Genomic DNA, 13,350 nt, shown 5'->3' with positions numbered 1-13,350 from the left:
GCCCGTCGCCCCCCGCCGGTCGCCCTCCGCAGTGGCGTGTCGCGCCCGGCACCCCCCGCCCATCGCCGCCGGCCCGCCGGCTCTCCGCAGCGGCGCTTCGCGCCCGGCACCCCGCCCGTCACGCCGCGCGTCACGCCGCCCGCCCGCCTTCGCGTCCTGCGCGGCCCGTGCCACTCACGGTGACCGTGCGGGCACAACCGCCCGCCGAACAGTCGCAGGTCAGGCGGTCGGCGCGGTACTGGTTTCCGCCTTGGGGGGCCGGTCAGGCAAGATGGGGTCTATCTGCCCACTCACTCCTTGCCGGACGGTTTCTCTTGGCTGAGTACATCTACACCATGCGCAAGGCGCGCAAGGCGCACGGCGACAAGGTCATCCTCGATGACGTGACGCTGAGCTTCCTGCCCGGTGCGAAGATCGGTGTGGTCGGCCCGAACGGTGCCGGTAAGTCCACCGTGCTGAAGATCATGGCCGGTCTGGAGCAGCCCTCCAACGGTGACGCGTTCCTCACCCCCGGTTTCTCCGTCGGCATCCTCATGCAGGAGCCGAAGCTGGACGAGTCCAAGACCGTCCTGGAGAACGTCGAGGACGGCGTCGCCGAGATCAAGGGCAAGCTCGACCGGTTCAACGCCATCGCCGAGGAGATGGCGACGAACTACACCGACGCGCTCATGGAGGAGATGGGCAAGCTCCAGGACGACCTGGACCACGCCAACGCGTGGGACCTGGACGCCCAGCTGGAGCAGGCCATGGACGCCCTGGGCTGCCCGCCCGGCGACTGGCCGGTCAACAACCTCTCCGGTGGTGAGAAGCGCCGCGTCGCGCTCTGCAAGCTGCTGCTCGAGGCGCCCGACCTGCTGCTCCTCGACGAGCCCACCAACCACCTCGACGCCGAGTCGGTGAACTGGCTGGAGCAGCACCTCGCCCAGTACAAGGGCACCGTCGTCGCCATCACCCACGACCGGTACTTCCTCGACAACGTGGCCGAGTGGATCCTGGAGCTCGACCGCGGCCGCGCCCACCCGTACGAGGGCAACTACTCGACCTACCTCCAGAAGAAGGCCGAGCGCCTCAAGGTCGAGGGCAAGAAGGACGAGAAGCGGCAGAAGCGCCTGAAGGAAGAGCTCGAGTGGGTGCGGTCGAACGCCAAGGGGCGTCAGGCCAAGTCCAAGGCCCGCCTCGCCCGCTACGAGGAGATGGCCGCCGAAGCCGAGAAGATGCGGAAGCTGGACTTCGAGGAGATCCAGATCCCGCCGGGCCCGCGCCTGGGCTCCGTCGTCGTCGAGGTCAACAACCTCTCCAAGGCCTTCGGTGACAAGGTCCTCATCGACGACCTCTCCTTCACCCTGCCCCGCAACGGCATCGTCGGCGTGATCGGCCCCAACGGCGCCGGCAAGACCACGCTGTTCAAGATGATCCAGGGCTTCGAGACCCCGGACTCCGGCGACATCAAGATCGGCGACACCGTCAAGATCTCGTACGTCGACCAGGGCCGCGCCAACATCGACCCGAAGAAGTCCCTCTGGGCCGTCGTCTCGGACGAGCTGGACTACATCAACGTCGGCCAGGTCGAGATGCCGTCCCGCGCGTACGTCAGCGCGTTCGGCTTCAAGGGCCCGGACCAGCAGAAGCCGGCCGGCGTGCTCTCCGGCGGTGAGCGCAACCGTCTCAACCTGGCGCTCACCCTCAAGCAGGGCGGCAACCTGCTGCTCCTCGACGAGCCCACCAACGACCTCGACGTCGAGACCCTGTCCTCGCTCGAGAACGCGCTCCTCGACTTCCCCGGCTGCGCCGTGGTCGTCTCCCACGACCGCTGGTTCCTCGACCGGGTCGCCACGCACATCCTGGCGTACGAGGGCGACTCCAAGTGGTTCTGGTTCGAGGGCAACTTCGAGTCGTACGAGAAGAACAAGGTCGAGCGGCTCGGCCCGGACGCCACCCGTCCGCACCGCGCCACCTACAAGAAGCTGACCCGAGGCTGATCACCTGATGGCTCGGCACCTCTACTCCTGCCCCCTGCGCTGGTCGGACATGGACGCCTTCGGCCACGTCAACAACGTGGTCTTCCTCCGCTACCTGGAGGAGGCGCGGATCGACTTCATGTTCCGGCTGGCGCCGGGCGACGGGAGCCCGTCGTTCTCCGGCGGGTCCGTCGTGGCCCGTCACGAGATCGACTACCTGCGGCCGCTGGTCCACCGGCACGAGCCGGTGACCGTCGAGTCGTGGGTGACCAAGATGGGCGCGGCCTCGCTGACGATCGCGTACGAGATCAAGGACCCCGACGTCACGTACGTACGGGCGTCGACGGTCGTCGTCCCGTTCGACCTGAACGAGCAGCGTCCCCGGCGGATCTCCGACGAGGAGCGGTCGTTCCTCAAGGAGTACATGGACGACGGGATGACGTCCTCCGGATGACCGCCATCGCGCCGCTGCACTTCGACGACGCCCGGGAGGCGGCGGGACTCGCCGCCTTCCTGCGCCGTCTGCTGCACTACGACCGCGCCGCAGCCGTCCGTCTCCAGGCCGGCGGCGGCGCGGTCGCCGTGTTCGGACGGCCTCCGTCCTTCGAGGTGCTCGCCATCCGCACGGCGCGGCTGGTCGACGCGGTCGACCTCGACGTGACCGTCTCCGCCGGTGAACTCCTCGAGGGAATCGAGGAGTCGGCCGGCAAGGCGGTCGTCCCCGGCGCCGTCACCGGCCCGCCGTGGGCCGGGGTCCTGCCGCCCCGCGGCGGCTGGCAGCCGGTCGCCGGGCTGCCGCCCGTCGCCGCGATGCGGAGTGCGGTCACCGCCGCCGTGGCCGAGTTCCGCACCCGCGACGAGGCCCTGCCCGAGGAACGGCGCACCCGCGCCGAACGCGACCGCGTCGGCCGCGAGATCTGGTCCCGGACGCTGGCCGGCACCGGTCTGCCGCTGCGCGCCGTGCACGCGGCCCAGTCGCTGGGCTTCCTGCCTCCGCTGCCGGACGAGGATCTGCCGGTGGCGCTGTTCGCCTCCGGCCCCTGGCTCCGGCTCCGCACCCCGTACGGCTCGATCGCGCTGCGGACCGCCCCGATCTCCCTGAGCGTGTCACCGGGCACCACCCGATGACCTCGGCGCCCCAGCGGCCTCGACAGCCCCAGCAGCCTCGGCCGTCCCGGACGCCCAGGCGCCGCTGGCGCCCGTGAGCCCGGCATCCGCCGTGCTCACGGCGCCGGCGGCTCTCGCACCCGGACCCGTGACCCCCGCTTCCGCGGGCCTCCGTCTCCTCGTCGACGACGAGCTCACCGGCCCCGAGCTCACCGGCCCCGAGCTGAACGGGCTCTTCCGCGCCTCCTGGCCCGGGCACCGGGACACCGACTTCGCTCCGGTCCTCGCCCGTCGGCTGCTGCACGTCACCGCCCGCCGGGACGGGCGGCTCGTCGGTTACGTGAACGTGGTCGGCGACGGCGGCGCGCACGCCTTCCTGCTGGACACCACCGTCCACCCGGACGAGCGCCGTCAGGGACTCGGCGCCGCCCTCGTACGGGCCGCCGCCGGGGCCGCGCGTAAGCGCGGGGCGCACTGGCTGCACGTCGACTTCGAACCGCACCTCGCGGAGTTCCACGAGCGGTGCGGCGTCCGCCCCACGGCCGCCGGCCTCATGCTCCTCGACGCCTGACCCGCTGCCCGACCCACTGCCGGCCCCGCCGACCGAAGCGCAGGCGCAGGTGCTGCGCTGGACCGCGCAGACCCCGCTGGAGCTGGGTCCGACCGAGGAGCCTCAGCCCTCCTTGTCGTCCGGCCACACCCCGATGTGGTCCTGTTCCAGTTCCAGGGCCACCCGGTGGCGCATGTCCAGGGCCTCGGTGTAGTCGGCGGGGAGCTGGAGGCGGCCGGCCCGGTCGAGCATGGCGTACTCGCGGGCGACCAGGGACTCGCGGCCCGTCTCGTCGACCTCCGTGCGCCGCAGGACCTCCGAGGAGGTGCGGCCGTCGCGGATGGCGACCGTGCGGCGGACCTCGGAGGCGACCGCCTGGTCGTGGGTGACGATCACGATCGTCGTGCCCAGCTCCTCGTTGGCCCGGCGGAACGCCGCGAAGACCTGCTCGCCGGTGGCCGAGTCCAGCTCGCCGGTCGGTTCGTCCGCGAGCAGCACCGACGGGTTGTTGGCGAGCGCGACGGCGATGGCCACCCGCTGCTGCTGGCCGCCGGACAGCTGGTGCGGGCGCCGGTCGGCGTGGTCGGCCATGTCGAGCATCGCGAGCAGTTCCTCGGCGCGCCGCGCCTTCTGCCGGGTGCCGCCCTTGCGGCCGTCCTTCAACTGCATGGGCAGCGCGACGTTCTGGGCCGCCGTCAGGTAGGGCAGGAGGTTGCGCGCGGTCTGCTGCCACACGAAGCCGACGACCTCGCGGCGGTAACGCAGCCGCGCCTTGCCGTCCATGGCGAGCAGGTCGCAGCCCGCGACCTTGGCCGCGCCGGCCGTCGGCACGTCCAGCCCGGCCAGGATGTTCATCAGGGTCGACTTGCCCGAGCCGGACGCCCCGACCAGGGCCATCAGCTCGCCCTCGGTGACGAGGAGGTCGAGGCCCTGCAGGGCCTGCACCTCCACCCCGTCCGTGGTGAAGATCCGCACCAGCCGGTCGCAGGCGATCAGCGCGTCATGGCCGTACGAGGGCCGGTCCCGGCGCTCCGTCGCGCGCCGCTCCAACTCCTCCAGCGTCGTCGTCCCGGCGGTCTGCGAGGTCGTCGTCATCGTGCGTCTCCTGCCCTGAGTTCCTTGACCGAGCCCCTGCGGGCCACCCACCAGGCCTGCACACCGGCCACCGCGCCGGTGAGGACCACCACGCCGGCCGCCGGCACGCCCAGCGACCAGACGTCCGCGCACAGCGAGCTGCCGAGCGCCGAGAGTTCGTCCGGGGCGATGCCCAGCGCCAGCCGGAGCAGGTCGACGCCGGGCGCGAGCAGGGCGATCGTCGCCCAGCCGACCAGCGCGCCGCCGCCCGCCGCGAGCAGCGCCTGCGGCAGGGCCTCCAGGGCGAGCAGCCGCCGGCCCTGCCGTCGCGTGACGCCCATGGTGCGCAGCCGGGAGAGCAGCGCGGTGCGCTCGGGCGCGCTCTGCAGCAGGCTGAGCAGCACGGCGAGGACGGCGAAACCCGCTCCGGCGCCGATGGCGGCCTGGTAGATGCCCTCGGCTCCGGTCTGCATCGGCGAGTCGGCGTAGCCGGCGCGGGCCTCCTCGCGCAGGGCGACCCGTATCTTCGCGGCCCCGGTCTTCGCGGCCCCGGCCTTCCCGGCGCCCTCGGACTTCCCGCCCGCCGCGGTCCCCTTCGCCGCGCTCCCCGCTCCCGCGCCGTCGGTCCGCCCGGCGACGGCCGCCCGCAGCCCGCGGCCGTCCAGCGATCCGTCCGGCCCGCCCGTGACGAACAGCGCCGTGGCGGCCCGGTTGGTGAGGTCGTCGCCGTTGACGATCAGGAAGTCCGCGTCGGGCAGGGCCGGGGTGGTGGCGCGGACGGCGACCACCTTCACATGGAAGCGCCCGGCGGCCGCGGTGATCTCCCCGGGCTTGTCGCCGATGCGTTCGGCGACCCGCGGCGAGGCGATCACGGGAAGCACCCGGGAGGTGTTCCCGACGTGCTCGGGCCCGCCCGTGCCGGTCGACTTCAGCAGCTCGGCCGGGAAGGCGCCGAAGCCGGTCCTGGCGGCCAGTCGCGCGTACGAGGCGGGCTCGACGCCGAGCAGCGGGACGGTCATGCCGCGGTCGGCGGTGCCCTGGCCGGAGGGCACCCCGACCCCGAACTCGACCTGGACGGGCGACACCTCGCCGACCCCGGCGACGCCGCGTACCTTCTCGGCGACCCCGGGCGGCAGAGGGGTCGGGGCCGGGTCGCCGGCCACCTGGGCGTCCGCGCCGGTCTGCCGGTAGGCCGCCCGGTCGCGGGCGTCGGAGACCCCGCTGAGCACCGCCCCGCCGAACGCGGCCGTGGTGAGCGCCACCAGCAGGGCCAGCAGCGGCAGGGCACCGGAGGCCGCGGAGCGCCCGGCCCGGGCCAGCGCCAGGAAGCCGACGGCGCCGCGCAGCCGGCGGGCGGGGCGGGCCGCCCAGCGCAGTGGCAGCGGGTACAGCCGGACGAGCACGAACGCGGCGATCAGCCCGACGAGCACCGGCGCGGCGCTGACCAGGTAGTCACCGGAGTCGTCGGTGCCGCGGCGGCGCAGGGCGACGACCGCGGCGGCCGCGAGGGCGAGGAAGGTGAGTTCGACGATGGTGCGGCGCGCGGACGGCTTGGCGGTGACCAGGTCGTCGCGCGCGCCGTGCAGCTGGGGCCGCCGGTGCAGGAACACCGCGCGCAGCGGCGGCATCAGGGCCGCGACGGCGGCGACCGTCGCCGCGCCGAGGCAGGCGGGCAGCGGCCGGGACCCGGCGCCGCCGGTGAGGGGCAGGGCGAGCAGCAGACCGAGGGCGGCGGCGGGGACGGCGACCGTGGCGGTCTCGCCGAGCACCCGTACGCCGATGCCGGGCAGGGAGGCGCCTCGGGAACGCATCAGGGCGAGTTCGTGGTGCCGCCGGGCGACGAGGAGGCCGCCGGTCATGGCGAGCACGACGACCGCGACCGCGCCGATGCCGAAGACGGCGACGGCGACGACGGCGGCGATGGCGCTCCGGGTGCCCGCGTATCCGGCGAGGATCCTGTCGAGGTCGGTCGCGAACGTCCCGCCGGGACCGAGGACCTCGCGTATCGCCACCGCGCCCGGACCGTCGGAGGCCGAGGTGACGGCCGCGGAGAGCCGGTCGGTGTCCTCGGCGGTGAGGTGGCGGACGTCGGGGGCGTAACGCCAGTACAACTCGGGTTCGGTGAGGGCGTCGAGCATGCCGGGCGCGCTCTCGGGCGCCAGCAGCAGGGTGCCCACCCAGAACGTGCGCGGCTCGGTTCCCTTGGTGACCTCGGTGGTCGGGGTGTGCAGGCCGGGGTCGGTCGCCCAGTAGGGGGCGGTGGCGTCGCGCGGTTCGACGACGCCGGTGACGGTGATCGGTTCGGGCGTGCCGTCCGTGCCGGGAAGGTGGAGGACGGCGCCGGGCTTCAGCCGGAGCGTCGCGGCGGTCGTGGTGGTGACGGCCGCCTCCATGCCGCCGTCGGCGGTGGTCCTGGGCATGCGGCCGGCCGTGAGCCGGGAGTGCTCGGCCAGGCCGGACGGGGCGTCGAGGAAGAACTCGGGGTCCACGCCGTCGGGCCGGGGCAGCCATTCCTCCGGGGCGGCCAGCCGCTTGGTGGCGCGTGCCCCGTACACCGACTGTCCGGGGTCGGCGCGCAGCGGCGCGGGCAGCAGGGGCAGCAGCCGCTCGTGGAGGGCCCGGAGCCGCACCGGCTCGAACGCGAGCCGCTGCTGCTCCGGCTTGAGGCTGGCCGGCACGGTCGTGCTCAGCGTCAGCGCGCTGTCCCGGGGCTCGGCCGCGGCGACGGCGTGCCACAGGCCCTCGGTCTCGTACGCGTCGACGGCACGGGGCACGGCAGCGGTGAGGAAGGCGGTCACCAGGACGAGGAGACCGTAGGCGAGGGCCGCGCCCGGGGCGGTCCGCAGCCGGGTGCGGACCCAGGGGGCCACGGTGCGGGCGGGCTTGCGGGGCATGGCGTTCGCCTTTCCGCGAGCGGGGGTGGACGACGGCTTCGGGGCGGCTGGGGCGGGCGGGGTCACTGCTCCCCCTGGGTGCGCAGGGTGGCGGCGGGATCGGTGCGGCGCAGCGCGATGACCGCGACGATCACCAGCGGCAGCGCGGCGACCGCGGCGAGCAGCGCGGACACATGGGCGAGCGGCAGCTCGACCAGGACGGCGGGCACGGGCCGTTCGGCCTGGCCGGTGAGCACGATCAGCGGGACGACCGCCCGGGTGAGCACGGTGCCGAGCGCCACGCCGACGAGCAGGCCGATGCCGACGAGCAGGCCCTGTTCGGCGGCGAGCAGCTGGGCGAGCCGGCGGCGTGGCGCGCCCAGCGCCCGCAGCACGCCGAACTCCCGGGACCGTTCCCGCAGGGAGCCGGCGGAGGAGACGGCGAAGCCGACCGCGGCGAGCGCCGCCGCTGCCGCCGCGACGGCCATCAGTGCGGCGTTCGGGCCCGCACCGAGCGGGTCGCCGAGCAGCTCGGCCGCGGCCTCGTCCCGTACGAGGACCAGTGCCGGGTCGGCGTCGGGGCGGGCCCGCAGCGTCCTGGCGACCTCGGCGGTCCTGCCCGGTTCGGGGGTGAGCCACCACTCGGTGGGGGTGAGGACCGTTCCCTCGGGGCCTCCCAGGGCGAGGTTGGCGGCGTGCAGGTCGACCAGGACCGCGCCGCCCTCCTTGGGCGCGGCCTCGGCCGGGCCGGTGCTGACGGCGCGGGCGCCGGGACCGGTGGTGGGCAGCTCGCGCAGGACGTCGGCGATCGTCACCGTCAGCGGGTGGCTGCCGACGGTGACGTCGACGGTGTCGCCCTTCTTCGCCTGGGTGGCGGCGAGGAAGGCGTCCGTGACGATCGCCGGGATCGTCCGCGGCCGGGTGCCGCCCGGTGCGGAGAGCGCCAGGGTGTAGGCCGCGTAGCCCGGGCCCTCGCCCGGGGCGGCGATGGCGAAGGGCACGGTGTGGAGGACGCCGGCGGCCGGCGGGCCGGCGGGCACGGCGGCCGTGGACTCGCCGTCGGAGGACCGCAGGGTGAGTTCGCCGGCCCAGGCGGCCAGCGTCCCGCGGGTGTCGATCGCCTTCCAGGAGCCGTCGGCACCGGTCGCGCCGATGGCCGCGACGGCGAGCTCGTGGGAGCCGGCCGTTCCCGCGTCGCTGACGGCCTCGATGCCGGTCAGGGTGACGCCGGTGCCGGACCGGTCGGGCAGGGTGACCGTGATCCGGTGGGTGCGCCCGTCGGGTGGGACGCTGTCGAGCGCCTTGCGGTACGGGACGCCGTACGCGTCCGTGAGGACGACGGTGACCTTGGCGGGCAGGGTCTCCGGCGGAGCCGTGGAGCGCAGGTCGAGGGTCAGACTCCTGGCGCCTTCGGGCAGTGCGACGCCCGGGCGCGAGCCGGTGCTCTTCGGCTGGATGGCGGTGAGCCGCTCGGCGACCGGGCCGTCGGCGAGGTCGGCGCGCAGCAGCATGCCGTCGCCCACCCGCCGGGTGTCCATGGCGAGCACGGTGGCGTCGAGATCGCCGAGATCGGCCTCGGCACGGTGCACGGGCGCGGCGTCGCGGACGCCGGGTACGGCGGCGAGGTGCTCGGTGGCGCCGAGGTCGCTGGTGCCGGTGCTCAGCACCCGGACGGCCGCACCGGCACGGAAGTCGGCCTGGTCGCGCTGCGAGCGTTCCCAGGTGTCGCGCTGGCCGATGGCCAGCATGCCCATGGCGACGGCGAGCACGAGCAGCAGCACCGGGCCCGCGCCGCGCAGCGGCCTGCGGCTGAACTGCCAGCCGGCGAGGGCCGTCGCGAGGCCCCGCCCGCCGGCCGCGCGCCGCTCGGCGAGCCGGGCCGCGGGCGGCAGCAGACGCAGCGTCAGGACGGTGCCGGCGAGCAGGGCGAGCGCCGGGGCGGCCACGAGCAGCGGGTCGACGCCGAGTCCGCCGGAGCGGTCCCCGGCGACCGCGCCGCCGCCGTCGCCGGTCTGCCGGTCGAGCTGCCAGTAGGCGACGCCGGCGAGGACCAGCAGGCCGACGTCGGCGCCGGCCCGGACGGGGGCGGGCAGGGTGCCGCCGCGCCCCTTGCGCAGCGACACGGCGGAGCCGTCCCCGGTGGCCAGCGCCGGGGCGACCACCGCGGCGGCGCAGCACAGCGCGACGGCGGCGGCCACCAGCCAGACCGTCGGCGGCGGGCTGACGCCGAGTCCGGTGCCGAGGGAGTCGAGCGAGGTGCCGGAGACGATGAGCCGGGTCAGCGGGCCCGCGAGCAGCGGCGCGGCGACGGCGGCGGGCAGCGCGAGCAGCAGCGCCTCGGCGGTGGCGAGTCCGGCGATCCGTCGCCGCGAGGCGCCGCGGGCGCGCAACAGGTCGGTCTCGCCGGAGCGTTCGGTGCTCAGCAGCCGGGCGACGAGCAGCAGCGCGTACGCGGCGAGCAGCACGAGCTGCACGGCGACGATCGACAGCGTGGAACGGGACACCAGCAGGGCCCGGTCGGTGCGGTCCAGGACGGTCGGCAGCGAGGTGGCGGCGTGGACGGTGGTGCCGAAGCTCGCGGTGTCCTCCACGAGCGCCTTCGGGACCTCGGTCGAGGCGGTGCGCAGATCCGCCATCCGGTCGGTGGTGAGGCCGGTGTAGTCGGCGACGCCGAGCCAGGAGGTGTCACCGAGGGAGAGCCGGCCGGAGCCGAGGACGGCGGGGTCGGCCAGCAGCGGACCGTACGTGGTGAAGACGAGGGTCTGCACGCCGCGGCCGCGCGCCTGGTCGAGCTCCCAGTACAGGTCGGCGAGGTCGAGGGGCCGGTACACGCCGGTGATGCGCGTGGTCACGACCGTGCCGGTGAGCCGGTCGGTGAGCTGGAGGACGGTGCCGGGCGTCACCTTCAGCAGACGGGCGGCCTCCTCGGGCACGGCGCTCTCGACGGCGTCGCGCGCGCCGCCGGCCTTCGGCCAGGCACCGCTGACCAGTTCGATCCGCGAGCGGTCGAGCGCGGCGAACTTGGTGAGGTCGGGCTCGCCCTTCCGGGCCGAGGCCGACTGGAGCGAGCGGGGCAGCGCGTACGGCCCGGAGGTCTCCAGCTTCCGTACGGTGGCGGGCAGTCCGTCGAAGGCCCCGGCGGTGCCCGCGCGGGCGGCGGCGTCGGCGCTCGCCCGCCGGTCGAGGGGTATCCGGCCGGTGACGTGGAACGCGGCGGCGGGCGCGGACCGGCCCTGGAGGGTGCTCCGGAGCGCGGCGTCGCCGATGGAGCCGGAGAAGGCGGCCAGGGTGGCGAGGACGCAGGTGGTCAGGAGGACGGCGAGGAGGGCCGCGGAGAGGAGGAGACGGTGGGCCCTGACCCGAAGGAGTACGAAACCCGTCACCCGATTCCCCCTGAGAACATCCCGATGAACGGCGTGCGTTCACGCCCGAACGGTCATCGGATGCTTTCAGAGGCAATCGGGACAGGTAACCGCTTTCGTCGCCACCTTGATGCGATCGTGACCGTTATTCGGTGCCTTGTCACCGGAATGTGTTCATCCGCGAGCGGGGGGTCACGCGGTGCGGGGTCGCTCCGGGGGCGGGCGGGCCGGGGCCGCTCAGTCCGCGGTGTTGACCATGGAGGCGGCGGCGTACGTCAGGTAGTGCCACAGCTGGTGCTCCAGCTCCGGCGCGAGCTCCAGCTCGTCCACCGCGTCCCGCATGTGCCGCAGCCACGCGTCGTGCGCCGCCCGGTCCACCCGGAACGGGGCGTGCCGCATCCGCAGCCGGGGATGACCGCGGTGGTCGCTGTAGGTCCGCGGGCCGCCCCAGTACTGCATCAGGAACAGCGCGAGCCGCTCCTCGGCCGGACCCAGGTCCTCCTCCGGGTACATCGGCCGCAGCAGCGGGTCCTCGGCGACGCCCTCGTAGAAGCGCCGGACCAGGCGGCGGAAGGTCTCCTCGCCACCCACCTGCTCGTAGAAGGTCTGCTCCTGAAGCGTGCCGCGCGGAATATCGTTCACCGTTCCATCGTCTCAGATGCCCCGGCGGAGGACCGGAGGTCTAGGACCCCTGTCCGGATGCCACCGGCCACCGGCCACCGGACCCGGCCGCCGGCCACCGGACCCGGCGACCGGAACGTGGCGGCGACCGGCCACCGGACCCGGCCACCGGACCCGGCGACCGGAACGTGGCGGCGACCGGAACGTGGCGGTGACCGGATCCCGCTGACCGGACGCGAGCGGTGGCCGGAACCGCGCGGTGCGCAGGACAGTGGAGCCATGCGCGACGTGTTCGCCGAGGAGGGCGCGCGGGCCCGCCGGGCGATGGTGCGCGAGATCGAGGCCTACGGCGCCCTGCGCGACCCCGCCTGGCGGGAGGCCTTCGCCCGGGTCCCGCGCCACCTCTTCGTGCCCTCCTACTACGTCCCCGGGCCCGGCGGCTACGAACGCCTCTGGTCCGGCGACCCCGACCCCGCCCGCCGCACCCGCTGGCTGCGCGGGGCCTACCGGGACGGCACCCTCGCCACCCGGGTCAGGGACGGCGAGCTGCTCTCCTCCGCGAGCCAGCCCTCCCTCATGGCGCGGATGCTGGAGGACCTCGACGTCCGCGAGGGCCACGACGTCCTCGAGATCGGCGCGGGCACCGGCTACCACGCGGCCCTGCTCTGCCACCGCCTCGGCGACACCCACGTCACCACCGTCGACCTGGACGAGGAGATCACCGAGTCCGCCCGGACCCACCTCGCCGCCGCCGGGTACCGGCCCGCCGTGATCACCCGCGACGGCGCCCGCGGCTGCCCCGAGCACGCCCCGTACGACCGGATCGTGGCGACCTGCGCGATGCCCTCCGTGCCGTCCGCCTGGCTCGCGCAGTGCCGGGCCGGCGCCCGGATCCTCACCCCGCTCTCGACAGGTCTCCTCCTGCTGACCGTGCAGGGCCCGGACCGCGCCGAGGGGCGGTTCCTCGCCACCTCCGCGTACTTCCTCGCCGTGCGGGGCGGCTCCGCCCGGTCCGTTCCGCGGCGCACCGGCGGCCTGCCCCGGCGGATGTACGACGACGAGCGCTTCGCGTTCCTGACCGGTCTCGCCGGGGAGTCCCTGGGAACGCGCGAAGCGCTCTCGCTCTGGCAGCGCGAACGGCGGCCGGAGCGGGAGCGCTTCGGGGTGACGGTGAGCGGCGGACGGCAGTGGGCCTGGCTGGACGACCCGGAGGGGCCGTACGCCTGGCCCCTGCCGGACGCCTAGGGACGGTGGACGGTCGGATACCCTCCGGCGCACTCCCCGAAGGGACGCCCTAGCCGCGGCGGACGGTGATCGTCGTCCAGGCGCCGACGTGCACCCGGTCGCCGTCCTGGAGCTGCACCGGCACGTACGGCTGGATCGGGTCGGGCGAGCCGTTGATCGTGGTGCCGTTGGTGGAGTTCTGGTCCACCACCGCCCACGAGCCGTCCGGCTGCGCCACGAGCACCGCGTGCTGGTGCGACACGCCCGGGTCCTCCGGCGGCACCGACAGGTCGATGTCGGGCGACTCGCCGGTGGAGTGCCGGCGGCGGCCGATGCTGACCTGGTTGCCCTGGAGCGGGACGTGCTGCTCGGGGGAGTACGCGGGCAGGTTGAGCCCCGAGGCCTCCGGGCCGCTGCGGTGCATCATCGCCATGAAGTACTCGCGGTCGGGACCGATCACCGCGGTCCAGCCGGCCTGCGGGTGCTGCGGCTGCTGCGGCTGCTGCGTGAACTGCGGCGGCGGACCCTGGGGCGCGGGAGCCGGCGCGGGGGCCTGGCCCGGGCCCGGGTACGGGCCGGCG

Annotated in this window: 10 protein-coding genes; 5 read left to right on the top strand and 5 right to left on the bottom strand. The window is 74.8% G+C overall.

The window, feature by feature from the left end:
- Positions 1-314 precede the first annotated feature (314 nt).
- The 4 genes from ettA to ESG85_RS00040 all read left to right on the top strand — a co-directional run bounded on the left by ettA (position 315) and on the right by ESG85_RS00040 (position 3,636).
- The gene (ettA, locus tag ESG85_RS00055) at positions 315-1,979 is read left to right on the top strand and encodes an energy-dependent translational throttle protein EttA (protein WP_128975917.1); all 1,665 of its coding nucleotides are present in this window, start codon (positions 315-317) and stop codon (positions 1,977-1,979) included.
- A 7-nt stretch (positions 1,980-1,986) separates the two neighbouring features.
- Positions 1,987-2,412: an acyl-CoA thioesterase gene (locus ESG85_RS00050; protein ID WP_128975916.1), complete on the top strand. Its 426-nt coding sequence runs from the start codon at positions 1,987-1,989 to the stop codon at positions 2,410-2,412.
- The gene (locus ESG85_RS00045; protein ID WP_128975915.1) at positions 2,409-3,086 is read left to right on the top strand and encodes a DUF8010 domain-containing protein; all 678 of its coding nucleotides are present in this window, start codon (positions 2,409-2,411) and stop codon (positions 3,084-3,086) included. Before ESG85_RS00050 ends, ESG85_RS00045 begins: the two co-directional genes overlap by 4 nt.
- 127 nt (positions 3,087-3,213) lie before the next feature.
- Complete coding sequence (locus tag ESG85_RS00040) at positions 3,214-3,636, top strand: GNAT family N-acetyltransferase (RefSeq protein WP_181018920.1); 423 nt, start codon at positions 3,214-3,216, stop codon at positions 3,634-3,636.
- Positions 3,637-3,738: 102 nt separating this feature from the next.
- Here ESG85_RS00040 and ESG85_RS00035 read toward each other — a convergent pair whose 3' ends face one another.
- The 4 genes from ESG85_RS00035 to ESG85_RS00020 form a co-directional block, all read right to left on the bottom strand.
- A complete protein-coding gene (locus ESG85_RS00035; RefSeq protein ID WP_128975914.1) occupies positions 3,739-4,710 on the bottom strand; it encodes an ABC transporter ATP-binding protein in 972 nt (323 codons plus the stop codon).
- Complete coding sequence (locus ESG85_RS00030) at positions 4,707-7,583, bottom strand: FtsX-like permease family protein (RefSeq protein WP_128975913.1); 2,877 nt, start codon at positions 7,581-7,583, stop codon at positions 4,707-4,709. The genes ESG85_RS00035 and ESG85_RS00030 overlap by 4 nt, the downstream gene beginning before the upstream one ends.
- 62 nt (positions 7,584-7,645) lie before the next feature.
- Complete coding sequence (locus ESG85_RS00025) at positions 7,646-10,945, bottom strand: ABC transporter permease (protein WP_128975912.1); 3,300 nt, start codon at positions 10,943-10,945, stop codon at positions 7,646-7,648.
- 216 nt (positions 10,946-11,161) lie between these two features.
- Positions 11,162-11,566: a globin gene (locus ESG85_RS00020; protein WP_128975911.1), complete on the bottom strand. Its 405-nt coding sequence runs from the start codon at positions 11,564-11,566 to the stop codon at positions 11,162-11,164.
- A gap of 258 nt (positions 11,567-11,824) precedes the next feature.
- Between ESG85_RS00020 and ESG85_RS00015 the strand changes: the two genes are divergently transcribed.
- The gene (locus tag ESG85_RS00015; RefSeq protein WP_128975910.1) at positions 11,825-12,790 is read left to right on the top strand and encodes a methyltransferase domain-containing protein; all 966 of its coding nucleotides are present in this window, start codon (positions 11,825-11,827) and stop codon (positions 12,788-12,790) included.
- A 49-nt stretch (positions 12,791-12,839) separates the two neighbouring features.
- Here ESG85_RS00015 and ESG85_RS00010 read toward each other — a convergent pair.
- Positions 12,840-13,350, bottom strand: a 511-nt coding sequence (locus ESG85_RS00010) for an FHA domain-containing protein (protein ID WP_164986120.1), incomplete at its 5' end; no start/stop codon positions are given.

It is taken from the genome of Streptomyces roseicoloratus, from assembly GCF_004117935.1.
Taxonomy (GTDB): Bacteria; Actinomycetota; Actinomycetes; order Streptomycetales; family Streptomycetaceae; genus Streptomyces; species Streptomyces roseicoloratus.
This window is presented reverse-complemented; position numbering and strand designations above follow the sequence as displayed.